The organism is Desulfobacula sp., from assembly GCF_030611305.1.
Classification (GTDB): Bacteria; Desulfobacterota; Desulfobacteria; order Desulfobacterales; family Desulfobacteraceae; genus Desulfobacula.
Window position 1 is genome coordinate 62,322 of record NZ_JAUWQB010000002.1, and the last position, 25,057, is coordinate 87,378.

Consider the following 25,057-nt stretch of genomic DNA (forward strand, 5'->3'; position numbering starts at 1 on the left):
ATAAGAAATTATGTATATAATATTAGCGTGGAGAAATATCTGGAGAAACCCGAGAAGAACCATTGTGATTCTGCTGGCAGTGATCATAGGTGTCTGGAGTATGATTTTTCTGGGCGCACTCATGCGGGGAATGGAAACCGAAATGGTAAGGAACTCCATATCCACCCTTACCGGAAGTATCCAGATCCATCACAGGGATTATCGTAATGACCCTGTTGTTGAAAATTCCATGGATGGTATTGATAAACTTGACCAGGCCCTTTCTACAATCCTTGGACAGGATGCCCTCTGGGCAAAAAGGATAAGGGTAAATGCAATTGCTTCCAATGCCAGGCACACAGGCGGCGTTACCCTTGTGGGGATAGAGCCTGAAAAGGAAGCAAAAATTTCGTTCATTGGCAAAGCCATGGTATCTGGGCGGTTTCTTTTAGCGGAAGACAAAAATAAGATTATTGTGGGAAAGGCATTTCTTAAGAAATTTAATACAAAAATCGGGAATAAGCTGATTCTCATGTCCCAGGACACCCAAAACGAGATTGCTTCAAAAGCTTTCAGGATTGTAGGGATTTTCAGTGCGGAATCTCAAGCTGTTGAAAAGCAATTTGTTTTTGTCCCAATATCACAGGCTTCCAAAATGCTTAAAATGGGAAATTCGATATCAGAAGTTTCCATTATGCTGCCCAGGCTTGATATTACCGGCAAAAAAGAAACCCGGGCTGCAAAGAAATTAATTGCCGCTATCAATGATGATACCTTTGTTATTGAAACATGGCAGCAGCTTTTACCCATGATAAAGGCATATCTTAAGATGTCAGGATTTTTCCTTTATATCTGGTACTTTGTGGTTTTTGTTGCAATGGGTTTTGGTATTGTCAATACGACCCTTATGGCCATCTTTGAAAGAATGAGGGAGTTTGGTTTGATGAAGGCCCTTGGAATGAGACCCTTCCAGATCATTAAAGGGGTTGTGACAGAGACTTTTTTCCTTTTGGTTTTAGGGATATTGGCGGGGAATATACTGGGATTTTTAAGTGTTGCAGCCATTGCAAGAAACGGGATTGATTTATCAGCCCTGGCAGCAGGTGCGGAAATGTGGGGAATCCCGAGAAAACTGTACCCGGAAATCTGGGCACAGGATGTTGCTGTGGCAGGACTTGTGGTGCTTGTTTTAGGTCTTTTAGTCAGCTTGTATCCGGCTTTTAAGGCTGCCAGGTTTACCCCGACCCAGGCCATGAGAAAGAATTAGTGAAAAATTAGATGTCCTTAAAATAAAAAACAGATAAGATCAATTTACATGGAGACATGATATGGCAATTGTTGAAACAAAAAATATCAAGAAAACATATCGCCAGGGAAAAGTAAAAGTTGAGGCCCTTTGCGGTGTTGATCTTAAAGTACAAAAAGCTGAATTTATTGCTCTTGCAGGCCCGTCAGGGTCAGGCAAAACCACAATGCTGAATATCATTGGCGGCCTTGATCTGCCGGATTCAGGAATTGTAATAGTTGACAACAATAAATTTGCAGACATGAACCAGGCAAGTCTTGCCTCTTTAAGACTGCATAAAATAGGGTTTGTTTTTCAAGCCTTTAATCTTATCCCGGTTTTGTCGGCTATTGAAAATGTTGAGTATGTCATGCTTTTGCAGGGCGTGCCTCAAACTGAACGCCACCACAGGGCAAAGGCAATACTCGATGATGTGGGTCTTGAGGGTAAATATGACAGACGTCCTGCCGAACTTTCAGGAGGTCAGCAGCAAAGGGTTGCCGTTGCAAGAGCCATTGTTTCAGGGCCTGCCATTGTTCTTGCAGATGAACCCACTGCAAATCTTGATTCAAAAACAGGAGAAGGCCTTCTTTTAATGATGAAACAAATGAACAAAGAAAAAAAGGTCACCTTTATTTTTTCAACCCATGACAACATGGTCATGGATTATGCCGGACGACTTGTCACTATCAGAGACGGGCTCATTGTAAATGATGAAACCAAATAATGGTAACATATGTTGGGTCATATCCTTTTTTTTATCCTTATTGTTTACCCAGAACCTCTGGGCCGGGCAGGACCCGGTCTTGTATGAAAATAAGGCCTGGTATGAAAATATTGATAACCGGTTCGGCGGGCATTTAAAGCTTGAAGGGGGCGTAACAGGATATGATGGCGGGTCTTATTTTGAACCCGTAGGAACGGATACAGGCCTGGATGGCCTTGCCAATGTCAGGTTGACTGACAAGCTTATTTTATCTGAAAAAATTTATTTTGAAGCTCATTATGAGGCCTTCCTCAAATCAGGGGATACATATGGAAAACAGCAAGATCTTCAAAAATATTTCCCGCTGCTTGCCGCCGGATTGACATCCGGCCCTTCGGATATTGATAAGAGACGTCTTTTAGACTTAACAAAAACGGTTAAAGAGACAGAGGATTACGTTTTATGGAACCGGCTTGACCGTCTGTTCTTTTCAATAAAACCATCCTGGGGTGACATCATAGTTGGAAGGCAGGCTGTTACATGGGGGAATGGTCTTATTTTCAATCCCATGGATCTTTTCAATCCTTTTGCACCTTCTGATACAGTCCGGGATTACAAGATGGGTGATGATCTTGTGTCTGTCCGGTTTAATACAGAACTCTCGGGAGAATGCAATCTGCTTTATGTCCCGAGAAGGGATGCAACAACAGGAGAAGTTGATTTTAAAAGTTCTTCTGTTGCAGGAAAATTTCATTTTTTTGCAGGCGATATTGAAATGGATGTAATGGGAGCCCTGCATTATAATGAAGCTGTTTTAGGCTTGGGGGGTTCGGGTTATTTTAAAGATGCAGCATGGCGAGCCGATCTTGTCTGGTCAACTCTGGAAGATGGCAGGGACAAGAAAGGATATTTTGAGTTTGTAGTAAATATTGATTATTCCTGGGTATGGCGGAAAAAAAATTATTACGGCCTTATTGAATATTATCATAATGGACTTGGAAAAAATAATTATACAAATGCCATGGTCGATCCTGAAGTTATGGAAAGGATTGACAGAGGGGAATTGTTTGTCCTTGGAAAGAATTATTTATCCGGTCAGATCCAGATGGAACTCCATCCTTTGTTTAATATTTATTTAAGTATCATCAACAATGTCAGGGATCCTTCCGGCATTATCCAGCCCCGGGCGATCTTTAGTGTGACACAGAATTCAACTCTGCATTTTGGTGCAACTCTTTTTTATGGGAAAAAAGGAAGCGAATATGGCGGTTTCTTGATTCCAGGCACAAATTATTATACCAATGCTGCTCCAAATGCCTATGTACGACTTACATATTATTTTTAGGGGTCAGGAGAAATTTGAATAGTGAATAAAAGGCAGGATAGTGTCTATTGTTTTATCCGGATCTTCCATCATTAAAAAATGACCCAGTTTTTCCAGTTCAATAAAGGTGCAGTTCTTTATTTTTTTTGTCAGCCGGATGCTGGCCTGCCGATAGAACAGGTCTGATCTTTCTCCCCGGACAACAAGGACAGGAACATTGATATGGTTTGCATGCTGCCAGGTATTGAAAGGGACAAATTCATAGATCTGGGCTTCAAATTCAGGATTGCAGCACAGTTCATAAGTGGCGGCAGTATCTTTTTCAATAGCGGTATCCACATAGGCTTGAACATATTCCGGTTTCCAGGACTTGAACATACCCTTGCCCAAATAATGGGCCAATGCCTCTTCTCTGGATTGAAACTCAATTTTTTTCATCCGGGCCATCCTGGACAGCGGTAGATATCCTGCAAGTCCTATTTTTCTAATCAGAGCGGCAAACCAGACAATTTTAAGAGGAAAAATAATCGGATCCAGCAGGATCACCTTTGAAAAAAGGTGAGGGTATAAAGCCGCAGCCGCATAGGTAAAATATCCGCCGATGGAATGACCGATGCCGATAACCGGAGGCTTTGTTATGGATGATACAACCTGTTCAAGATCTTTGACAAAGATATCCCAGCTTTTGATTTGTGCCGTATTTTCCTTTGTTGAAAATCCGTGCCCCCTGATATCTGTTGCATAGATTTTCAGGTCATGGGAACAAAGTTTTTCCAGAAAAGGCAGGTAGGTTCCGGCACTCAAGGAGTTGCCGTGGCAAAAATGAATTTGATTTTCTGATTCCCCCAGGACATGGTAATGAAAAAATCCCTGGGGAGTATTTATAAAATTTTCTTTTGTCATTATCGCTCTCTTTATCCGGCACTTTATCAAGCAGGAATCTTAGCCTATAGGACAGGAACTTGCTTTTTGTCAAGAAAAGTATAAAAAAAAGCCCAAAGCCTGGAATATGCACCAAGTCCTGTTGACACTTCTTTTTATTGACAACAACCACGTTCATATTTTAGAAAGAAGATCCAGTGTCGTAACCAAGGAGATGGAATGGTTTCCTGTCAAAGATTTAAGTATATAACAATATCTGTATTATTCTTGTTATTGAGTTTCGGACAAGCCCTGTTTGCCGGGGATTTATCTTTACAAAAACCCAAAGTTTACACCAGTGAAGAAGAAATAACAGGGTGGGTAATGAGTGAAAAACTTGATGGTATCCGTGGTTACTGGAATGGAAAAAAATTGCTGACCCGAAAGGGATTGCCTCTAAATCCGCCGTCGTGGTTTATTAAAAATTTTCCTCCTTTTGAACTTGATGGTGAACTCTGGAGCAAAAGGGGGGATTTTGAATTTATCCAGTCAACGGTCCTTGATAAAAATCCGGGAAATGGCTGGGAGAAAATCACCTATAATATTTTTGAGGTCCCAAATGAAAAAGGAGGTTTTCTTAAACGACTCAACAAGGCAAGCACATGGTTTGAAACCCACAAGAATACTCATATAAGAGTTATTCCCCAGATAAGGGTCAAAGATAAATCAGATCTTGATCTTTTTTTAGATGAAGTACAATCAAAAGGCGGGGAAGGCGTGATCGTAAAGGACCCTGAAACGCCTTACCATACAGGCCGAAGTGCCCATGTCCTGAAAGTAAAAAAGTTTCGGGATATGGAAGGTGTGGTCATTGGTTTAAACAAGGGAAAAGGGAAATATGAAACCATGATGGGGTCTCTTACCTTAAAGCTTGAAAATGAGATAATTTTTAAGCTGGGCACAGGCTTTACAGACCAACACAGGAAAAATCCTCCGCCCATAGGAACAATTGTTACGTTCAAGTACTATGGTTTTACCAAAAACGGGATACCCAGATTTGCATCTTTTTTACGAGTGAGGCAGGATTGAATATCATACAGATCCTCTCGGATCCGGCCCATCAACTTGAGCTTTGGACTGGGAGGAAATTTTGGTTTCCTTTATATATCTAATATGATAATTGCACGATAAAGGGAAAAACAAGTAAAATTTTATAGGTAGGCAGAATTTTCCATATTTTTAACTTTTTATCGAAATAAGTGGAAAATCATAGTATCTATTACCATCAATATCATGGAAAGTTTCCACTTGTTGACACTGATAGTCTTGGAGGATAATAATGGGTGAACATTACAAATATAAATTTAGCATTACTGTGCTATCAAGTGATTTGGCTGTTGTGCATTGTTTGAGATCCTTGAGTCAATTTAGTCAGAAAACTGGTAACAACAGAATTACATGGGGGAACACAAAAGAATCTGACTGGAAAAGAGATGGAAATAAAGTTACTTTTCGTTTTACAACTCCTGAATACCGAAAAGGTTTTATCAAAGAAGCAGAACGTTTATTGCCAAAAAACTTATGGGAAATATACACTAAAAGTGATAATGATCCTGCAAAACCTGCAAAGTGATTTCAATAAAACACATTGAAATTATAATGAAATCGACTATAACACAACGCTTGAGAGGATCGGGGGCTACTGAGCGGCTCTCGAAAATATTGATTTTAGCATAAATTTTAATCATGCTGAGGTTATCGGCATAAAGCCCCCACCCCCACGCCCCTCAGCTTTGCGTTATGTGTTTAAGAAACTGCTATGAGCAATGAAAAAAACAAAAAAGAGGCATCAAGAAAGAAATCACTTGGAGAACTTGGAGAGCTTTTTGCCATTAAAGCACTGGTCGATAATTACTATGAAAAAATTGTCAACTTAAACGACAAAAAGATGAATTTCCCTTTCGCTGATCTTTACGCAGAAAAAGAAGGAAAAAGGTTTATTTTCAGCGTTAAAGCCAGAAACAAATATCAGAAAAACCACAAATTAAATGCTTATTATAATCTTGGTGGTGAAGCATATAAAAAAGCGGAGATAGCAGAAAAGGAATACCGTGCAAAAGCTCATTGGATGGCTATTCAGTTTGATCATTCGACATATTCAATATATTTAGGTTCGTTGAACGAATTAAATGGTAAAAGAGCAATACCAATGCGTCACTGTGAAGCAGGAAATATCGGAACATGTCTCGTAAAAGATCAAAGACATTACTTTGATTTTGGTTTTTTCGGTAATAAAAAAGATTAGAAAGCCACACAACAAATGTTTAAAAAAAGAAAGAAAAGAAATTAATGGCAAATAATTGGAATATTCCTGACTGGCTGGAAAAAGAAGTAAGGGAAAGAGATAAAAGTTGTGTCTATTGTGGTGTTGAATTTACGCCAGCGAATATCTCTAAAAAGTCAGCTGCAAGTTGGGAGCATATAATTAACGATGCTAAAATTATCACCAGAGAAAATATTGCTCTTTGTTGCTGCGGCTGCAATGCAAGCAAAAGCCAAAAACAACTTTCGGTTTGGCTCCAGTCAAAATACTGCAAAGAACGTGGCATTTGCGCAGATACAGTTGCGCCAATAATTAAACAGGCAATCGAAAGTGGTCTGTAAATTTTCACATAACATTTGTTTCCAGCTGACGTTATGACCTCAAAAACGAAAAACATTGATGCTCTTCAAAAGAATTGGTGATTTCGGTAAAATATCTGATATTACAAAATTTCGAAATGAGGTGAGAAAATATTTGCCTTTAAACCGCAGCCAGATCGGTTTCTATCATTCTTCTATGTAGGGAAAAAGATTGTAGTTACAAATGGAGATTATTATGAAGAATAAAATGAAGTCAACCTTTGATCGAGTTATGAGTGATTCAGAACAAAAGAAAAAATTTGAAAAAGAATATGTACAATTTCTTTTTTCTGAATTGCTGCTTGAAGCTATGGATGAAGAGCATATGAGCGTAAGGGCACTTTCCAAAGAGTCCGGCATATCTACCTCTGTAATCCAAAATATGAGATCAATGAAGCCGACTAATATTACCATAAAAACGATGGCATCATTGTTAAAACCATTAGGTTATCAATTGGTAGCTACAAAAGGAAGACGGACTGTAAAATTAACTGCTTAAAACAAATTCTGCTAATCGGGTAGCCGGGGGTTTTAATCCCCCAGCCCCCACACCATCCCACAAGCGGGTCTGCACAGGGCGGTTCAGCCGATCTACATAAACATTGCCAGTTTCTTTTTATCAATGAACGGCAGATAATGGCGGTTCAATATGTTGTTGAAAATGGAATATTTTGGGAATAAAGACATTATCAAATTATATAAGACAGCATTTTTCTGCTCCCGGAAATGTCCGGCCGAGATTATCCTCAAAAGCCTTGATTGGGCTAAAAGCAAAAAAAATAAAGAAGAATGCGTGATATCATGCTTCCACAGCAGGATAGAAAAAGATGTCTTTGATATTTATAAAGAAAAATACAGCTTTACAATATTTTTTCTACCTGATAATATCAGTTACATGGTTAAGAGGGAAAAAAATAAGATAAAATTTAAAAAAGTTATTTCTGAGCAATTCCCCGTTAATCCCAAAAGAGGTGGCGGTCTCCTCAAAATTGAAGCCTGGGAGAATGATAAAGGAGAAATTGTCAAATACAGCATGGCATATATTAACCACTTCATATTTTCAGGAGATAATGGTCGGGTTCTTGGATATGACAATACTCATAATTTTCATCACAAACACTATTTCGGTGAAATATCAGAAGTCCTCGATTTCACAACCTATCAGGATTTAGTGGAACGTTTTGAAAATGAAGTAAAGGAGTTCATAAAATGAGTGTCGAACTAAAAGCAGGCGCACTTTCAGATTTTTTCTCTTCGGCTAAGGAAACGGCAAAAGAGATTGATGAGAAACGTAAAGTGACAAGAAAAAATATAATTTGGGTCGATCCTGTTGACTTAATGTCAATTCTCAAGCCGGAAAGAACAAGGCTTGTTCAATATTTACGCAAAAAAAGAAGGGTTGTTTTCTCTGAATTGATGTCCGATATGAATCGCACGCCTGTAAGCCTGAATAATGATCTAAAAATATTATTAAAATATCAATTGGTAAATATTTTTAAAGAGGCCAATCCTGGACATGGCGTACATAAAGTGATTGAGCCAACATTTGGCAGCGAGAAAATAGAATTTAAAGCAGAAATATAGGTTTTGTCAGTTCGTTGCATCGTCAAGCCAGTTTTCGATTTCATCAGTCAAAAATTCTTCTCCGACCTCATTTGCATTGATGCTTTTCCCATGGCTCTGTGTTTCAGGTTCTGGCCAGCACCAGGGCATCAACTTTTTTTGCCCCGTGTTTCAATAATACCCTGGCCGCTTCATTACAGGTTGCGCCGGTGGTAAACACATCATCTATCAAGAGGATGTGTTTATTTTCAATTGTCTTTTGATTGACAACTTTAAATGCATTCTTCAAATTGGATTTCCGCTGTTCAATATCAAAGCCTGTCTGGGGTTGTGTTTTTTTAATTCTGGCAAGTGCAATCGTATCAATTTCCCATAAAGGCGATTGTTCAAAAACCTGTTGATAGCGCTTCACAAAGTTTCGGATCAGAAGAAATGCCTGGTTAAATCCCCTTTCTCTCAATTTCTTTTTATGCAGCGGTACCGGCATGATCAGGTCAATCCTGGATATTGCATAGTGGCGTAAAAATGTCTGAAACAACAAATGCTCAAATACCTTTGTAACCGACAATTTTGAGTGGTATTTAAAAAGGGGGATCGCATCTTTTATTATGCCTTTATACTCTGCTGCCGCTCTGACCCGGTCAAGTGTTAAAGGTGTTTTCAGGCAGACTTCACACACATGATTTTCACTAAAATTATTATAAAACTGAACCCCGCACTTTATGCAAAAAGGTGTGTCAATGGGGTAAAATCCCGGCTCCATGCAATGGTCACAAAAACAGGCCTCCATTGTATGGGGTTTAACCGTATCAGGATCAATATAGACACCGCATTTTAAACACTTTAACGGATATAAAAGTTGTTCAAAAACCCGGATGTAGTTTTTAAGTTTCATGTCCGCTGTCGAAAAGCTTCATACATGGCAATACCGCCTGCCACAGAAGCATTCAGGGAATTAATATTTCCTTTGTTGGGTATAGATAATAAGAAATCACACTCTTTTTTTACAACTGGTCTGATCCCTTTGTGTTCTCCGCCAATAACCAGTGTGATATTTCCGGTCAGATCCGCATCAAACAATGATATTTCTCCGTCTGCATCCAGACCGGATATCCATACTCCGCTTTTTTTCAAGGATCTTAATATGGAAGCCGTATTGGTGATGGTGTAAATATCGGCATGCTCCATGGCACCGGCAGAACTTCTGGATATTGTTGAAGAAGGCCCGGCAGACCGGTCTTTTGGGATGAGAATATAATCGACCCCGGCGCAGAGTGCAGTTCTGATCAATGCCCCAAGGTTGTGGGGGTCTTCGATATTTTCTATAATCAGGATAAAACAAGGGCTCTCGCTTTCACTGATCATGGTCATGACTTCGGCTGCTTTCTGGACAGGATAAAAAGAAGTCCTGGCGACCAACCCCTGGTGCTTTGAATCATTGGTCATTCTGTCCAGAAGTTCAGGATCACTATATTCAATTTGAATTTTTCTTTCCCGGGCAAGGGCCTCTATTTTTTCTATCCTGCCGGGGGATCTTTTTTTTGAAATCAGTATCTTATAAAATTTCCTTTTCCGGGCTTTCAATGCTTCATACACGGAATGGAATCCAAAAAGAATATCATTTTTCTCTTTCATGGTTACGCCATCTCTTTTTTAAAAATAGAGCAAAGGGCTTCTATGGCCTCATCAAGGTCATCATTGACCACCACGTATTGATACAGGTCTTTTCGAGCGATTTCTGATTTTGCATTCTCAAGACGCCGGGCAATCACTTGCCTTGAATCAGTCCCACGACTCTCAAGCCGTTGAGATAAAATTTCAAAGGACGGCGGCATGATAAATATGGAAACCAGATCCATATCTGATGTCATGATTTGCCCCGCACCCTGGACATCAATATCCAGAAGAAGGCTCTGGCCTTTTTCAAGGCAGCTTCTTACAAATTCTTTGGATGTACCATAGTAATTATCATGAACCTTTGCCCATTCAAGCCAGTGATCCAGGATTATTTTTTGTTCAAACTCCACAGGGGTGATAAAAAAATAATCAACGCCCTCCTGTTCATTTTTCCTTGGGCTTCTGGTGGTATGGGATATAGAATAAGAAAGGTTTTTAAACCGGCTTAATACCTTTCTTACCAATGTTGTTTTGCCGGCACCTGAAGGGGCGGAGAGGACAAACAGCTTTCCAATACCAGACATGGTATTACTCTTCTTCCTTGTTCAGCAGAGATTCAAATCGGCTGGAGAGTGTCTCAGCCTGGATGGCGGAAAGAATAACATGATTGCTTTCCGTGATGATAACAGCCCTTGTCTTTCTGCCGTGGGTCACGTCAATCAGGCGTTTTTCCTCCCTGGCTTCATCCTTGACCCGTTTCATGGGAGATGAGTTGGGAGATAAAATTGCCACAACTTTTTGTGCCACCACCGTGTTTCCAAAGCCTAAATTTAAAAGGAGCTGTTCCATTAATTAATCCTTCTTAATTATAAATAATATTACTCAATATTTTGTACCTGTTCTCTGATCTTTTCAAGCTCTGATTTCAGGTCAACCACCATATGGGACAAAGACGCATTTCCGGCCTTTGATCCGATGGTGTTAAATTCCCTGTTAAATTCCTGGATTAAAAAATTAAGTTTTCTGCCCTGGGAATCATCTGAATCAAGAATATCTCTGAACTGCTTAATATGACTGTAAAGTCGAACAATTTCTTCTGACACATCACTCTTGTCGGCTAAAATGGCCGCCTCCTGGGAAATCCTGACCGGATCCAGCCCTTCTGTATCAGAAATCAAATAGGATATTCTTTCCATGAGCCTTTGCTTATAAATCAAGGGGATTTTAGCGGCATCTTTTTCAATCTGGTTTAAATTGCCTTCAATATAATCAATCCTTGCTGTCAAATCCGAAAAAAGATTTTTCCCTTCCTCTCTGCGCATGAGATCCAGATGGGTACTGGCAGTCTCGATAGCCGACTCTATTGCCTCCCACAGATTTTCCAAATCCTGCTCCTTTTTGGAAGGAATAATCACATTCCTGGCAGATAAAATATTTTCCATGGTGATGTCGACCGACAGGTTTAAATCCTCTTTTATCTTTTTTAATGCATGGTAATAGGCTGTTGCCTTTACCTCATCCACTTCAAACTGATCCAGATCCTTTGCATCATCCTGGATAGACAGTCTGATCTCAATTCTTCCCCGGCCATGGGCTTTAGCAATAATCTTTTTCATATCCTCTTCAAATACCTGGCAGGATTCCGGACAATAAAGCGCCATATCAAGATGCCGTGAATTATAAGAACGGATGGTGACATCGGCCGTGATGGTGCCGCAAGTTTTTGAGACTCGCGAAAAAGCGGTCATACTTTTAATCATTTTTTTCCTTTACTTGCCTTTAAATCCAAAAGATATTTATCTCTAACCTTTGATAAAAAGGAGAGCATACTTTGTGATGCGTAATCCGGATATGTCCACTCCAAAGTTTTAAAGCCCTCTTTTTTTGAATACATTAATGTCAGGTCTGCATAAATTCTGTGGCCAATATAAATTCTGTGGGAATATTCCTTTCCCGTAGCCAGAACAAACCGCGAGGAGACAAGATATCCCGGATCAATATTGACTGCCCGCTTCCCTGAAATTGCAAACCGGTTTTCAATTTCATTGGTCTTCTCTTTAATCCGGGCAAGCTCATCCTGGGCAATCAGGTTTTTAAATGCAAACACCTTTCGAAACAAAGGAGACCCCATTTCCCTGTAATAATAATTGGTGTAATCAAAATCAAGCCAGCGGCTGATAATATCCACAGGACCGCAAACTTCTTCCAGCAGGGAAAAAAACTTTTCAAGACATGCCTTGCTATTCATGAAACAGCTGACAACCAATTTTGCAGGATCTGGATTTTTCGGAATACTCATCGGTTAAAGCGGCTTTGCCTCATCAATCAGCATGATGGGGATATCATCTTTTATTTCATACAAAAGGGCGCACGCGTCACAGACAAGCCCGTCTTTTTTTATATTCAAATGAATCTCTCCCTTACATTTGGGGCAAACCAGTATTTCCAATAATTCTTCGGAAACTGCCATTTTTATCTCCTTTAATTATTCGACCCTCTAACAGCCTGCATGGTCTGAAGTTTAAAATAGTCTCCTTTTTCAGCCATTAACTCATCATGAGTTCCTTCTTCTTTTATGGATCCGTTTTTCAACAAAATGATCCGGGAGGCATAACCAATTGTGGACAGCCTGTGAGCGATTACAAAGGATGTTCTGCCTTTCATCAGATTTTCCAACGCCTTTTGGACCACCCTTTCAGCTTGTGAATCCAATGCAGAGGTTGCTTCATCCAGTATCAGAATCGGTGCATCCTTGATCAGGGCCCTTGCAATACAGAGCCGCTGTTTTTCTCCCCCTGAAAGCCTGGAACCCAGCTCACCAATGATGGTATCAAATCCTTTGGGAAACCCTTGTATAAAATCATAGGCATAGGCTGCCTTTGCCGCGTTTTCTATCTCAAGATCCGTGGCATCCATTTTGCCGTACCGGATATTTTCTTTCACAGATTCATTAAACAGGATCGGTTCCTGGGTCACAATGGAAATATGATCCCTCAAGGACATGATCGAAAGATCTTTAACATCTTTTCCACCGACCAACACCCGACCCTCGGTGACATCATACAGCCGGGGCACAAGGTTGACAAGACTGGTTTTCCCTCCCCCGCTCATCCCCACAAGGGCCAGAACTTCACCGGGTGCCACCTTCAGGTTGATATCCTTTAATGCCGGCGCCTCATTATCGTTATAGGAAAAACTGACATGATCGAATTCAACATCAAAAATGCTTCCTTTAAGAATTTCAGGCTTTTCCTTTTCTATAATAGCAGACTCTTCTTCCAGAACATCAAATATCCTTGTGGCTGCTGCCACCCCTTCCTGGATAGTGTTATTCAGCCCGGACAGTTTTTTCACCGGATCATAGAGCATCATCACGGCGGTGAGAAACGAGAAAAAGGTGCCTGGCGTTGATGTTCCGTTAATCACTCGAAGGCCACCAAACCAGATAATAAACGCAATACCAAGTCCGCCTAAAAACTCCATGACAGGAGAAGACAGAGCCCTGGCAACAACTTTTTTCATTTCAAGGCTGAAAAGTATTTTTGTCTTTTCTTTGAATCGTTCCTTTTCAAAAACCTGCAGGTTAAAAATCTTAATGATCTTGCTGCCGGTAAAAGTTTCATGCAGAAATGAATTCAAATCCGCCATGGTTTCCTGGGTTCCCGTAGAAAATTTTCTAACCCGCCTGCCAAACAGGACAATGGGATAAAACGCCAGGGGAAGGACAACAAACGCGCCCAAAGCCAGTTGCCAGTCCCGGTAAAAAATAACAAATAAAAAAGCGATCACTGAAAAAGAATCCCTGAACACATTAATCACTGCCGTTGAAACCATGCCTTTAACGATGTTCACATCATTTGTGATACGGGACATTAACGCCCCTGTTTTTTCTTTGTGGATAAAGGAAATGGGAAGATCGGTAATCTTTTCATACAAAGATTCCCTGAAAAACCGGATAATCTTTTCCCCGATATAATTCATCAAATATTCAGACCCATATGAGCCCGTGCCCTTTAAGAAAAAAATAAGGATGGCAATGCCGGGAATTAATAACAGCATATCCTTGTTCTGATTGATAAAGATGTCGTCCATGACCGGCTTGACCATCAGAGCCATGGCACCGTTTGCAGCCGCTACAACAACCATGCAGGAGGCAGCCAGCAAAAGTCTGGGCCAGTATTTAGAAACTTGGGAGATGATCTTTTTGCGCCGTAATTTGGATAGTTTCGGGTTTTTCTTTTCCATAAACCTTAATTTATTATACCAAGAGGTATTGTCAATATTTAAAAAAAATGAGAGCATATATTCCCATGACAAAGAATGCCTTTATACTCAATTTTTTCAAACTTTACAATATGCTCTGGAAGATGAGTCTTCCTTTTCTTAAAAAAAACAGGCGGCTGAAATCGGAATTTCAAAAAAGAATCACTTCATTCCACCACACAAAAGCCGATATATGGATTCAGGCGGCTTCTGCGGGCGAAGCTTACCTTGCTGTCACTATCCTTCAAACGCTTGAGCCAAAAATAAAAGCGAAAGTCTTAGTTACCTCCACAACATTTCAGGGGATTGATATTTTAAAAACCGGATTAACCGGAAACAATATCAGTAAATTTATTGATCTTAAGATAGAGTGGTTTCCTTTTGATATGCCTGTCACTATTAAGGAAGCTGTGAAAACCATCAATCCTTGCATCATGGTGCTGCTTGAAACAGAAATCTGGCCTGCCCTGTTCTACTATCTAAAGCAGAACCAAAGTAAAATTTTTATCATAAACGCAAGACTTTCTAAAAAAAGTTTTAGCCATTATCTGAAAACAAAATTTTTATGGAAACACCTGGCACCGGATTATATTCTTGCAACTTCCAGGCAGGATGCCAAAAGATACCGGCAGATTTTTGAACAGGCAACGGTTAACACCATGTCGAATATCAAGTTTGAATCCATTGGGATGGACACTCCTGATTCCGATACACTGGAACAAATAAAAAAAATTATCCCCCAAACCTTACCGCTGACCATTCTGGCTTCTGTCAGAAGACAGGAAGAAAAAGAAGTTTTTCTTATATTAAAGAAAATTTTAAAAATGTTCCCAGGCCAGGTGGTGGCCGTATTTCCCAGGCATATGCACAGGGTCAATACCTGGAAAAAACGCTTGACTTCCCAAAATTTAAACTTTCACTTAAGATCTGAGATAACCTCCTCCCCGGCCAGCCCGGGAATCATTTTATGGGATACCTTTGGAGAACTTAAAACCGCCTATGGTTTTGCTTCGGTTGTCTTTGTCGGTGGCAGTCTGAAACCAATGGGTGGGCAGAACTTCATTGAACCGGCCATTGAGGGTGCCGTCACTGTCACAGGTCCTTATTATGATGATTTTGTCTGGGTAAAAGATGACATCTTTAAAAAAGGAATCGTCATTAAAAAAAATAATTGGAAAACGGTAGCCGAAACAATCATTAAAGCCCTTGAAACCCCTGTCAACAGATCAGACCGCAAACGACTGGCCCGAGAATTTATCGAAATAAACCAGGGCGGCACAGAGCAGGCCTGCAATAAAATTTTAAAAGCCTTTGACGGATATATGTGATGGGTATATATTTAATATAATCAAACTGATAGTTCCACTCTTTTTACGTGTGACCTTCAGGTTAATTTGAATTCTTCTGTACCATTCAACTCTTTTGTTTCTACATCTCTTTTCAACCCTGAATTTTTTGTTTACCAGGCACCAGGGTATTCATACGGTGCTATTTTATAATTCAAAAAGGAGGGAGGCAATTATGGAAAATCATACCATGTACTATGACACGATTATCCGGTTAACAAATGCTATTTCTCAATGCAGGGACCCGGAAGACGTGGCCTTGCTTACAGCGGAAAGTGTTAAAACCGCATTCAACGCAAAAGGCTGCTCGGTATTCTTGGTTAACAGAGAAACCCGTGAGTTGGGCCTTGTTGCATCATTCGGTTTGAGCTCTGAATATCTGGAAAAGGGGCCGATTCATTTCATGCAGACCATCAGGGAAGCAAAAGACGCCATCCCCATTGCCATTTATGATGTAACGGATGATCCTAGAATCGAATATCCTGAAGAGGCCAAAAAAGAAGGTATCTCATCTTTGTTAGGTGTTCCCATTATCAGTCATAATAAAATCATCGGCGCGGTTCGTGTTTATACAGCAAGCCCCTGGGAGTTTTCCTTTAATGATATCACTCTTGCTCAGGCCGTTGCATTGATATGCGGCATGGCCATGGATATGTGCAGGATGTACAAAGGCTATAAAACAAGTATTGAAATCCTTAAAAACATGAGAGGGAAAGATACCTATGGTTCAAGCAAATGGACGCCCCATGAAGGGGTTCCCAAAAGCGTTGACCCGTCAATCTGCGATTATTAAGAACTGAACCCGCTGACTCCGTCCAGTTCATGTTTTAAGGAACGGTTCATCAGACGTTTAACCGTCTCTTTAACAGAAAGGCCTTCAAAAAGGACAGAATAGACTTCATTGCAAATGGGAAGATCAACACCCAGTTTTTTTGACAGATTGTATACGGATTTTGTTGTTTTAACCCCTTCAGCAACCATTCTCATCTCGGAAATGATCTCATCGAGTTTTTTGCCTTCCCCGATCTGCTTTCCCACTGTATAGTTACGGCTTAAATCACCCGTACAGGTCAATAAAAGGTCTCCTACACCCGCAAGCCCCGCCAGGGTCAGAGGATCAGCCCCCAATCTTGTTCCCAGCCGGTTCATCTCGGTAAGACCCCGGGTAATCAGTGCGGCCCTTGAATTAAGGCCCATTTTCATACCATCACAAATACCGGCGGCAATGGCCAATACGTTTTTCATGGCACCGCCGATCTGAGTGCCGACAGGGTCATCATTGACATACACCCTGAAAGTCGAACAGGAAAATATTTTCTGAACAAATTCTGCTACATCCCGGCTGGTTGATGCGGCTGCAACAACTGTCGGTACTTTGTTGGCGACTTCCTTGGCAAAGCTTGGACCTGAAATTACCGCAATATTTTCTTTGGGAAGAAAATCAATTTTTTCTGCGAGAATCTGGGTCATGGTCATATGTGTTTTATTCTCAATCCCCTTGGAAGCTGTCACAACGATAGCCTCAGGGCTGATGTAATTTTTCATCTGTTCTGCCACATCCCTCATGCAGTGGGACGGAACCACAACAAGCACTAAATCTTTTTCTTTTACCACAACTTCAAGATCATTGGTTGGAATAATATTATCCGGCAGTTTTATATTGGGAAGAAAAATCTTGTTTTCTCTGTCCGTTTCAATCTGTTCTTTTACTTCCTTCTCAAACACCCAGAGATCCAGAACGAATCCCTTCTCTGCAAGCAATTTAGCAAGGGCGGTTCCCCAGGCGCCTGCACCGACAACCCCTATCCGGGTTCTTACTATGTCAATCCTCCTGCTCATACGTCAAACTTCCCTTTCAGATCTGACAAGATCCTGACATTAAAGACAATCCAATTGAGCACAAATGCCTGTTTATACACTAGCTCAGAATCAGGATCAACTTTATTCTGCCATATCAACTCGCCACATTCTTTTAATAAATCATGTTCGGCCATCAGTTTTTTTCTCCTGAATCCGTATCATAAAATACGTCCAGTTTTTCCCGGGTGGTCAGATAATTGTCAATATCTTTTAAAATTTCAGGGTTGCACTGAGAAAAAAGAATAGACCCGTCTTTTTTCCCGAACCGCAATCTTTGAAGCAATATTTTTTCAAGGGTTTCATCTTTAAAGAAAAACAAAAAATCCTTTCCGGTTCTATCATGGCAGATCCAAAAATCTGATAGCACCAGATCTTTCTCCATCTCAAAAATTTTTCTTGATTTCAGTTCAAAGACCTTATCAGACTCACACACCCTGATTGTCCTGATGGTTTTTCGCTTATTGACCTTTTTTAACACCTCTTCTTTTAAAAGGCCAATTTTGAACTCTTTATATCCTTGCCGGGTATAGGAATAGATGCCGGACGGATGCACGGCCACCATTTCTATTAAAAAAGCAAAAAATATAAGACCGACACCCAAAGATACCTGCAACCTTCTCTGTTTTGCTTTCCTTCTTGTAGCTGTCGTATGTTCGATAGTCTAAAGCCCTTTCATGGAAGGAAGGATCACAGCCATCAGATTTTTTATGCGTTTCATTTCACTTTCCTTTTCAATTCACTTTTAGAAGCTATAGTTTGTACTTTTCTTTAGAATTCACAACTAGTGTTTTATATTTCCCTGATATCCAGTTTTCAAGATCCGAGCAGTACCATTTTGAGAACCTGCGGTCAGACGGTCCGCCTGCCATATTGGTATTTATTTCATCTGTAGAAAGATCAACAACCATCCTGAATCCCGGAGCAAAAGTGGTTTGTCTGCCTGCACTTTCGAAAATCTGTCCCTGATGTGGTGTAGAAAGTCCTCCAATAATGGTGATCGGCCCGCGGTCAAACCCGAGAAATTTGGGGAGTTTCCCATCAAAAAGAATATTTTTCATTATGACTTTCCTTGTATTTCCCCATTTTTCAGGTTGAGCTTTCAATGCCTTTTCAGCAGCCTTCTGATAAATCTCCTCTCTTGTGCGGGTGCCGAACCATACTGAGGTTTCAGAAAGAAGTATCCGGTCAAAATTTATATAAAAATCATTAAATATTCCGGTCTGCTTGTCAATATGGTCAACTGCATCTGTGCCAAACCCGTTTTTACCGAAAACTTCCAGGTAAAGGGCTTTATAAACCCTGTCAAAAAGAAATGCGCCTTCAGAATCAGCCGAGTATTCAAAATTCCAGTTCTTGAGTAGTCTTCCCTGGGATGTGTCCGGAAGAAGAGGAGCAAGAATCTTCATGAATAATGCCGCCTGTGTTGAATATACATCATAATGTATTTTGTACATATCCTCACGCGTGATGTCATTATTTTCTGAAAGGAGTTTGCCTATCCGGTCTGCGCGGTAAGGTCCCATACCGACATTAATGGGGTCAACCTTTCCGTATTCGTTAAGGTTCTGATTGGTTGTAACAAAAAAGCCACATTCGGGATTATAGCATCGCGGCAGGTCTTGAGGACTTTCAAACCCCTGCCAGTCATTTTTTTCTTCCCACCCGGGCAAGGGAACAAATCCTGTAACCCCTTCCCTTCTTTTCGGCATCAGGCCGGACATCTGGTAACCGATATTTCCGTTTTTGTCTGCAAGGATCCAATTCCAGGATGTCTCTATACGGCCGAAAAGATCCATTCCCTGTGTAACTGTTTTTGCATCAAACATTTTAATAAGGCTGTCAAGCGTAACAGCACCTGAAAAAGCAGAGGCCCAGGAAGTGGTAATATAATACCCTTCCTTGTTCGGATTTCCTTCAAGAATACCGTGCTTGTTTTCGTAAAAAACCACTTTAACAGGATTTTTTTTCTTTCTTTTTATTATTTCTTCCCTTTTGGTAAAATTGATCCAAATATCCGGCTCCCGAAAATACTTACCATCTTTACATTTTTCAACCCATGAATCCGTACTATCCATGAATGTATACGTGACACTCCATGCAAGGTCAGGATTTCGACCGGTAAGAAGGCCCGGCGCTCCGGGCATGGTTCCGCCCATTGCATATCTGTCTTTTATTTTTAGTACCATTTCATACCAGACATTCGGAAGCCTGTTTACTTCCAGATGAACATCATTTGACAGAATCGGCTTTCCGGAAGCTGTTTTTTCCCCTGAGACTGCCCAGTTATTGGATGCCATCATCAATGGCATAGCAATATTCCAGAGAGATACTGGAGAAACAAGTCGTTCGGCAAGTTTTATCTTCTTTATAAGATCAATATCAAATCCACCAAGGATTCCCGGAAAAAGCTCGTTCAATCTTTCTTCATCCATGCCTGCCTGGACAAACTCGATTAAGAGTCTTTCCATCTCACCCTGGGATTGTGAAAGGGTAAGGTAGCCTATCATCCGTGAAATAAGAATGGAATTTTCAATGCGCCAGGGTTCAGGTTTAAACCCCAAAAGTTTGCATTCCCAGGGAATTTTTTGAGCAAACGCCCTGTTCACCCCTGCGCAGTATGCATCATTTATCTCTTTTGCTTCAGGAGAGAATTTTTCGATTTGTGAAGAAATTGAACCGGTCCAGTTCATTCTCCTGAAAAATTTGTCAATTTCAAGCATTTCATCGCTGGAATCAAGGAATTCAGATGCTCTCCCCTGTCCCAAAATACGCATTAAAAGCATCTGCATTCCCCTGTCTTTTCCATGGGCATATCCCATCAGACCAAAGGCTTCTATCTTGTCTTTCCCCTCAACGTGGCAGACGCCGTGTTTATCTCTCCATATTTTATCGATAGTGCTCATATCTTCTCCTGATTTTAAAAAAAATTACGCCTTGTTCCTGACATCAATTAAGCGGTCTATCAAACTATTTTCAAACCCTTGTTTCTGAGCCCTTGAAAGGGGATAAGACACACCAAAAGATGCTTCAACAATGCCTTTTGTATTAAATATCGGTATGGCCATGGTTTTTAACCCGATGGTCAGTTCCTGGTCTGTTACTGCATACCCTCTCTCCCTGGTTTTTTGTAATTCAGTCAGGAATGAATCTTTTTCAGTGATGGTCATAGGGGTAAGCTGTTGGAAATCAAGCTGTCCTGCTATTTTTTTTTGTTCTTTAATATCCATAAATGCAACAATGGCCTTACCCATGGCAGTCGCATGCAGCGGCAATCTTGATCCGGTTCCCAGATCCAGATTTATGACATTAGAAGAGCGAATTCTTTTCAGTGCAACGATTTCATTTCCTTCCAGTATCGAACAATGGGTGGTCACATCCAGATCATTTCGAATGGCTTTCATATAGGGTAACAATCGCTGTTTAATTCCCATGGAATTGATGACCCAGGCCCCGAGTCGCAACACCTTGGGTGTAAGTTGAAAAGTCTTGGTGGTCTCATCTTTTATCATAAAACCCATCTTTGTAAAGGTATGAAGATATCGTCTGGCAGTGGGCAGGTTCATATCATTTGCTCTTGCCATTTCGGTCAGACTCCAGACCCTTTGGTTTTCTTTAAAACACATCAGCAACTTCAGCCCTTTTGCCAGTGAATTAACAAACTCCCGGTCTAAGTTTTTGCTCATTTCTTTCTTTTCTCCTTTTACTCTCTCGACATAATGCTATTCTGAAAATATCTTTGGGATAACAATATAAGATTACGCATAGCGTAACAAAAAGTAAAGCTTTTTTTAAAAAAGACTTGACCTCACAGGGATGGAATTGTTATTTTAAAAAACATTATGCATTATTTAATTACGCATAGCATAATAATATATGAAATTAAAAGGAGAGTTTCAAATGTCAGCCAGTGTTGTATTTATTGGAGGTATCAGCAGTGTATTTTTTGGTATGGGACTTCTTTATCTGTCCATTAAAATTACGGCCATGATCACTGCCCGTTTGACTGGGAAAAGAAAGGAAAATCTCTCATGATCAGCCACCTGACCTCATTGGTTAAAACAACCGGTTTTGTTTATCTGACGCCGGGTATAATAGTGATGTGGATCATCGGATTGACCCTGATTTATCTGGCCATAAAAAAAGAATATGAGCCCTTGCTTCTGCTTCCCATCGGGTTTGGTATTCTACTGGCAAATCTTCCTTTAAGCGGCCTGATGACACCTGGAGAGGGATTACTATGGAAATTTTATGAATACGGCATCCATTGGGAAATAATACCCCCCATCATCTTCTTAGGCATTGGCGCATTTACAGATTTTGGCCCCCTTCTTGCCAACCCCCGGTTAATTTTTCTGGGAGCCGGCGCCCAGGCAGGGGTATATCTGACCTTTTTTACCGCCCATGCCATGGGATTTGACATAATGGAAGCTGCCACCATCGGCATTATCGGTGGTGCTGACGGACCCACCACTATTTTTCTCGCTTCCAAACTGGCGCCCCAGCTTTTAGGGGCCTGTGCCGTGGCAGCCTATTCCTATATGGCCATGGTTCCCATTATTCAACCTCCCATCATGCGGCTTATGACTACAGAAGCAGAGCGCAAAATAAGAATGACCAAGGGTAGAAAAGTGAGCAAACAGGAGAAACTGCTCTTCCCCATTGTGTCCACCTTTCTCATTATACTCCTGGTGCCGGCTTCTGCACCATTAATTTCCATGTTAATGTTAGGCAACCTTTTCAGAGAATCAGGAGTGGTTGAAAGGTTAAAACATGCAGCCCAGAATGAATTAATGAATATTGTCACTATTTTCCTGGGCGTACCCATAGGCGCTACCATGAATGCAGAAGCTTTTCTTCAGCCAAAAGTTGTTTTTATCTTTGTCCTGGGACTGTGCGCGTTTATGATCAGTACGGCCACCGGAATTCTGCTGGCCAAACTAATGAACCTGTTTTCCAGTAAAAAAATAAACCCCCTCCTGGGAGCAGCAGGTGTTTCAGCTGTCCCCATGGCTGCCCGTGTGGTCCATAAAGTGGGGACTGAGGCGGATAAAAAGAATTATCTTCTCATGTATGCCATGGGCCCGAATGTAGCAGGAGTGATCGGCACAGTAATTGCCGCAGGCATATTCTTAACGCTGCTGACTTCCTGATCCGAATATTAAAGGCCCGGATATTACGCGTTATAAAATATCTGGATTGAATAGAGACAACTTGCATAGGCACCCCCTGTGCAAAAAATAGAAACATATAAATATTGATATTGGAGAAAAAAAATGGCCACAGAAGTCTTAGCACCTTTACCCGGTAAAATTATTAGAATAAATATTGAACCAAATGCAACCGTTGTGGAAGACCTTGAAATCATGGTTATCGAAGCCATGAAAATGGAAACACCAATTTATGCCCCCTGTGACGGCGTAATCGAAAAAATGCTGAAAAAAGAAGGGGATGAAGTGGAAGAGGATGATCTTCTTGCCCTCATTGGTTAACCCTTTACAGAACACGACCTGTTTCATCTGAGAAATAATCTTCTCTATACAGGTCCGCCAATTTTAAATTTTTAAATTTAAAAGGGCTTATCAGGTCATACCTGACGAGCCCTTTTATTTATTCATTTTACAATATCAACCGATGGGGGTCACATTTTTCCCTTAAAAGTTCTAATTCATTCGAAGTTGGCGCCGGCACTTCTTCTGCACGGGAAGTATCAATTTCAAACTCCATATTTTCAAGAATTTTGTCCGGTATGATTCCAGGATAATACCCTTTCAGAAACATCTGTTTGCTTAGCTCATCAAATCCCATAATTCCCATGTCAGTAATAACCCTGTGGGGACCTCCTTCCGGGAGTCCTGCTTTTTCCCGGCCGTCCGGACCGTCCAGATACCCCGGGCTTGTCAGGTAATCCAGCTGGATTTTAAATTTTCGCTTTTCCTGTTTCATAAAAATAATGCTTCTTGAAACAAAAGAGGCCACATCACATGCCCCTCCGCTTCCTGAAAACCGGACATCGGGTTCATGATAATCACCAATAACAGTGGAATTCAGATTTCCATATATATCAATCTGGGCGGCACCAAGAATCCCCACGATATGCTTGGCAGTAACTCTGTTCTGCATGGTGGCGAATGAATCAAGAAGCCCTCCATTGGAAGAAGAATAATACATCACCCGTGAGTCTCCCACAGCAAGAGGAAGATCTTCCAGTTTGGAATCAATGGCACCGGTTTCAAAAAAAATAACACTCTGGGGTGCATTGATATTTTTTGCTGCCATGGCGGCAAGCATTGAAATACCGGTACCACAGAATACAATATCATTATTCCTGATTTCCCTGGCTGCAACAATCGTCATCATTTCTTTCAACGTATAATCCATTTTTATGTCTCCACCCAAATTATCTTCTATCAAGATTTTTTGCATATCCAAGGTTTTTATCAGCTGATATCATTTCAAGACGTTCTCTGCCAATTGAATCAAGTAAATCTTTATGGGTTAAATATTTCAAAATGGTATCTTTAATATATAAATAGTATTGTTTATCATTTTTGGCTTTTTCAGCATATTCCTTTAAATAAACCGGATCGTAGTCATAATACCGATAACAGGCAGTCGGGTATGCTCCATAGGGAATATGAATAACTGCGCTCGCATGAATAAAAGGAATTTGATTTCTGTCAGGCTCATTTTTCAAATCATCATTCGCCACCAATTCTTCACAGGTGATGATCAAAATTTTCGCTGCTTTTGCCTGTTCCACATCGGCAAAGGTCAACCCATCTATCCTGCAATTACCTCGAAAATCAGCCTTCTGCACATGGATAATAGTAACATCCGGGTTAATGGCTGGAACCAGAACAACCTTTTTTGTATCACACCATGTCCCAAAGGGGTTGTCGAGTTCAATCAGTTTACTGTCAGGAACTCGGCTGTTTTCCTGCCTAAACTCAGCGGGAAACCCCCATATTTTCACGATATCCGTCCCAAGAGAAGAGCGGGTAGGAAGAAACGGAATTCCCATAGCCCCTGCAAGAAACCGCAGGGTCATCTGATAGTTGGAATAATCTTCTACCTTAATTTTTTTTTCCTGGACCGCTTTTCTGAACCGTATACAGGTTGATGCAAATTTGCCACTGCCGCCATAGGCAATTTCCAGGCAGGATACACTACCGGCCCCCACAAGCTCATCAACCCCCTGTCCGTTGGAATGGGCATAAAGATGAATATCTTTGATCCCCTGTCGGATAATTTCATAGACTGCCGCCATAGGATTTCTGTTAATGGTAAACCCGCCTATGGACAAATGACATCCATTTTTTATATGGGTCGATATTGCATCTTTTAAATCAATAACCTTATTTCCATTTATTTCCATTCACAAACCTTATATATTTAGAAATCAATTCCAAAAAAATAGAACCACCCTCCCCTAATAAAGGGTGTTGAAATCAATTTATAATTTACAGAATTTACATAATAATTTCAAATTGTTGTGTTGCAAAAGCCTCTGTTTTCGTGTATTATTTTTATTCGCAAAAACAAAAAATTATAAAACAAAAACAGAGGCAATA

Annotated in this window: 31 protein-coding genes; 15 read left to right on the forward strand and 16 right to left on the reverse strand. The window is 40.7% G+C overall.

What is annotated here, in order from left to right:
• The first annotated feature begins 10 nt into the window (after positions 1–10).
• The 3 genes from QAI40_RS00745 to QAI40_RS00755 all read left to right on the forward strand — a co-directional run bounded on the left by QAI40_RS00745 (position 11) and on the right by QAI40_RS00755 (position 3,315).
• On the forward strand, positions 11–1,246 hold the full coding sequence (locus tag QAI40_RS00745; RefSeq protein ID WP_299981311.1) for an ABC transporter permease: 1,236 nt from the start codon (positions 11–13) through the stop codon (positions 1,244–1,246).
• A 61-nt stretch (positions 1,247–1,307) separates the two neighbouring features.
• Positions 1,308–1,991: an ABC transporter ATP-binding protein gene (locus tag QAI40_RS00750; RefSeq protein ID WP_299981312.1), complete on the forward strand. Its 684-nt coding sequence runs from the start codon at positions 1,308–1,310 to the stop codon at positions 1,989–1,991.
• Between the two features lie 79 nt (positions 1,992–2,070).
• Positions 2,071–3,315, forward strand: a complete 1,245-nt coding sequence (locus QAI40_RS00755) for a hypothetical protein (RefSeq protein WP_299981314.1) — start codon at positions 2,071–2,073, stop codon at positions 3,313–3,315.
• A 3-nt stretch (positions 3,316–3,318) separates the two neighbouring features.
• On the opposite strand, the gene QAI40_RS00760 is transcribed toward QAI40_RS00755, so the two are convergent.
• Positions 3,319–4,197, reverse strand: a complete 879-nt coding sequence (locus tag QAI40_RS00760) for an alpha/beta fold hydrolase (RefSeq protein WP_299981316.1) — start codon at positions 4,195–4,197, stop codon at positions 3,319–3,321.
• A gap of 198 nt (positions 4,198–4,395) precedes the next feature.
• Between QAI40_RS00760 and QAI40_RS00765 the strand changes: the two genes are divergently transcribed.
• The 7 genes from QAI40_RS00765 to QAI40_RS00795 all read left to right on the forward strand — a co-directional run bounded on the left by QAI40_RS00765 (position 4,396) and on the right by QAI40_RS00795 (position 8,421).
• Entirely contained in the window at positions 4,396–5,244 is an 849-nt protein-coding gene (locus QAI40_RS00765; RefSeq protein ID WP_442875327.1) for a DNA ligase, read from the forward strand.
• A 250-nt stretch (positions 5,245–5,494) separates the two neighbouring features.
• Complete coding sequence (locus QAI40_RS00770; RefSeq protein WP_299981319.1) at positions 5,495–5,788, forward strand: hypothetical protein; 294 nt, start codon at positions 5,495–5,497, stop codon at positions 5,786–5,788.
• A 186-nt stretch (positions 5,789–5,974) separates the two neighbouring features.
• Positions 5,975–6,460, forward strand: coding sequence for a hypothetical protein (locus QAI40_RS00775; protein ID WP_299981321.1), 486 nt, complete (start codon positions 5,975–5,977; stop codon positions 6,458–6,460).
• Between the two features lie 44 nt (positions 6,461–6,504).
• Entirely contained in the window at positions 6,505–6,819 is a 315-nt protein-coding gene (locus QAI40_RS00780) for a hypothetical protein (RefSeq protein ID WP_299981323.1), read from the forward strand.
• A gap of 214 nt (positions 6,820–7,033) precedes the next feature.
• Positions 7,034–7,336 carry a helix-turn-helix domain-containing protein gene (locus QAI40_RS00785; RefSeq protein WP_291347313.1) on the forward strand — a complete coding sequence of 101 codons (303 nt, stop codon included), beginning with the start codon at positions 7,034–7,036 and terminating at the stop codon, positions 7,334–7,336.
• A gap of 150 nt (positions 7,337–7,486) precedes the next feature.
• Complete coding sequence (locus QAI40_RS00790; protein WP_299981326.1) at positions 7,487–8,050, forward strand: toxin-antitoxin system TumE family protein; 564 nt, start codon at positions 7,487–7,489, stop codon at positions 8,048–8,050.
• Complete coding sequence (locus QAI40_RS00795; protein WP_299981327.1) at positions 8,047–8,421, forward strand: transcriptional regulator; 375 nt, start codon at positions 8,047–8,049, stop codon at positions 8,419–8,421. Before QAI40_RS00790 ends, QAI40_RS00795 begins: the two co-directional genes overlap by 4 nt.
• 103 nt (positions 8,422–8,524) lie before the next feature.
• On the opposite strand, the gene QAI40_RS00800 is transcribed toward QAI40_RS00795, so the two are convergent.
• The 8 genes from QAI40_RS00800 to QAI40_RS00835 are packed head-to-tail and all read right to left on the reverse strand — an operon-like array spanning position 8,525 to position 14,262.
• The gene (locus QAI40_RS00800; RefSeq protein ID WP_299981329.1) at positions 8,525–9,295 is read right to left on the reverse strand and encodes a ComF family protein; all 771 of its coding nucleotides are present in this window, start codon (positions 9,293–9,295) and stop codon (positions 8,525–8,527) included.
• Entirely contained in the window at positions 9,292–10,035 is a 744-nt protein-coding gene (gene rlmB, locus QAI40_RS00805; protein ID WP_299981330.1) for a 23S rRNA (guanosine(2251)-2'-O)-methyltransferase RlmB, read from the reverse strand. The genes QAI40_RS00800 and rlmB overlap by 4 nt, the downstream gene beginning before the upstream one ends.
• Positions 10,036–10,037: 2 nt before the next feature.
• Complete coding sequence (gene gmk, locus QAI40_RS00810; protein WP_299981332.1) at positions 10,038–10,601, reverse strand: guanylate kinase; 564 nt, start codon at positions 10,599–10,601, stop codon at positions 10,038–10,040.
• Positions 10,602–10,605: 4 nt separating this feature from the next.
• The gene (locus QAI40_RS00815) at positions 10,606–10,866 is read right to left on the reverse strand and encodes a DUF370 domain-containing protein (RefSeq protein ID WP_299981334.1); all 261 of its coding nucleotides are present in this window, start codon (positions 10,864–10,866) and stop codon (positions 10,606–10,608) included.
• Between the two features lie 29 nt (positions 10,867–10,895).
• Positions 10,896–11,777 carry a YicC/YloC family endoribonuclease gene (locus QAI40_RS00820; protein WP_299981336.1) on the reverse strand — a complete coding sequence of 294 codons (882 nt, stop codon included), beginning with the start codon at positions 11,775–11,777 and terminating at the stop codon, positions 10,896–10,898.
• Positions 11,774–12,316 (reverse strand): DUF4416 family protein, encoded by a 543-nt coding sequence (locus tag QAI40_RS00825; RefSeq protein ID WP_299981338.1) that lies wholly within the window; start codon positions 12,314–12,316, stop codon positions 11,774–11,776. Before QAI40_RS00825 ends, QAI40_RS00820 begins: the two co-directional genes overlap by 4 nt.
• Positions 12,317–12,319: 3 nt before the next feature.
• A complete protein-coding gene (locus tag QAI40_RS00830; RefSeq protein WP_291347320.1) occupies positions 12,320–12,487 on the reverse strand; it encodes a Trm112 family protein in 168 nt (55 codons plus the stop codon).
• Positions 12,488–12,498: 11 nt separating this feature from the next.
• The gene (locus QAI40_RS00835; RefSeq protein WP_299981341.1) at positions 12,499–14,262 is read right to left on the reverse strand and encodes an ABC transporter ATP-binding protein; all 1,764 of its coding nucleotides are present in this window, start codon (positions 14,260–14,262) and stop codon (positions 12,499–12,501) included.
• Between the two features lie 65 nt (positions 14,263–14,327).
• Between QAI40_RS00835 and QAI40_RS00840 the strand changes: the two genes are divergently transcribed.
• Positions 14,328–15,608, forward strand: coding sequence for a 3-deoxy-D-manno-octulosonic acid transferase (locus QAI40_RS00840; RefSeq protein WP_299981343.1), 1,281 nt, complete (start codon positions 14,328–14,330; stop codon positions 15,606–15,608).
• A 193-nt stretch (positions 15,609–15,801) separates the two neighbouring features.
• Positions 15,802–16,419: a GAF domain-containing protein gene (locus QAI40_RS00845; protein WP_299981345.1), complete on the forward strand. Its 618-nt coding sequence runs from the start codon at positions 15,802–15,804 to the stop codon at positions 16,417–16,419.
• Here the strand turns inward: QAI40_RS00845 and QAI40_RS00850 are convergent.
• The 5 genes from QAI40_RS00850 to QAI40_RS00870 all read right to left on the reverse strand — a co-directional run bounded on the left by QAI40_RS00850 (position 16,416) and on the right by QAI40_RS00870 (position 21,169).
• Positions 16,416–17,465 (reverse strand): NAD(P)H-dependent glycerol-3-phosphate dehydrogenase, encoded by a 1,050-nt coding sequence (locus QAI40_RS00850; RefSeq protein ID WP_299981347.1) that lies wholly within the window; start codon positions 17,463–17,465, stop codon positions 16,416–16,418. The genes QAI40_RS00845 and QAI40_RS00850 overlap by 4 nt on opposite strands.
• Positions 17,462–17,620 (reverse strand): hypothetical protein, encoded by a 159-nt coding sequence (locus tag QAI40_RS00855; protein ID WP_299981349.1) that lies wholly within the window; start codon positions 17,618–17,620, stop codon positions 17,462–17,464. The genes QAI40_RS00850 and QAI40_RS00855 overlap by 4 nt, the downstream gene beginning before the upstream one ends.
• Positions 17,620–18,099 (reverse strand): hypothetical protein, encoded by a 480-nt coding sequence (locus tag QAI40_RS00860; RefSeq protein ID WP_299981351.1) that lies wholly within the window; start codon positions 18,097–18,099, stop codon positions 17,620–17,622. The genes QAI40_RS00855 and QAI40_RS00860 overlap by 1 nt, the downstream gene beginning before the upstream one ends.
• Positions 18,100–18,235: 136 nt before the next feature.
• Positions 18,236–20,389 (reverse strand): penicillin acylase family protein, encoded by a 2,154-nt coding sequence (locus tag QAI40_RS00865; RefSeq protein WP_299981353.1) that lies wholly within the window; start codon positions 20,387–20,389, stop codon positions 18,236–18,238.
• 24 nt (positions 20,390–20,413) lie between these two features.
• Positions 20,414–21,169, reverse strand: a complete 756-nt coding sequence (locus tag QAI40_RS00870; RefSeq protein WP_299981355.1) for an IclR family transcriptional regulator — start codon at positions 21,167–21,169, stop codon at positions 20,414–20,416.
• Between the two features lie 214 nt (positions 21,170–21,383).
• Here QAI40_RS00870 and QAI40_RS00875 point away from each other — a divergent pair, with 214 nt between their 5' ends.
• The 3 genes from QAI40_RS00875 to QAI40_RS00885 all read left to right on the forward strand — a co-directional run bounded on the left by QAI40_RS00875 (position 21,384) and on the right by QAI40_RS00885 (position 22,975).
• The gene (locus QAI40_RS00875) at positions 21,384–21,518 is read left to right on the forward strand and encodes a hypothetical protein (RefSeq protein ID WP_299981357.1); all 135 of its coding nucleotides are present in this window, start codon (positions 21,384–21,386) and stop codon (positions 21,516–21,518) included.
• The gene (locus QAI40_RS00880; protein WP_299981359.1) at positions 21,515–22,636 is read left to right on the forward strand and encodes a sodium ion-translocating decarboxylase subunit beta; all 1,122 of its coding nucleotides are present in this window, start codon (positions 21,515–21,517) and stop codon (positions 22,634–22,636) included. The genes QAI40_RS00875 and QAI40_RS00880 overlap by 4 nt, the downstream gene beginning before the upstream one ends.
• Before the next feature lie 123 nt (positions 22,637–22,759).
• Positions 22,760–22,975, forward strand: coding sequence for an acetyl-CoA carboxylase biotin carboxyl carrier protein subunit (locus QAI40_RS00885; protein ID WP_299981361.1), 216 nt, complete (start codon positions 22,760–22,762; stop codon positions 22,973–22,975).
• A gap of 127 nt (positions 22,976–23,102) precedes the next feature.
• Here QAI40_RS00885 and QAI40_RS00890 read toward each other — a convergent pair whose 3' ends face one another.
• Complete coding sequence (locus QAI40_RS00890) at positions 23,103–23,864, reverse strand: CoA-transferase subunit beta (protein WP_299981363.1); 762 nt, start codon at positions 23,862–23,864, stop codon at positions 23,103–23,105.
• 19 nt (positions 23,865–23,883) lie between these two features.
• Positions 23,884–24,861, reverse strand: a complete 978-nt coding sequence (locus QAI40_RS00895; RefSeq protein WP_299981365.1) for a CoA transferase subunit A — start codon at positions 24,859–24,861, stop codon at positions 23,884–23,886.
• Between the last annotated feature and the right edge of the window lie 196 nt (positions 24,862–25,057).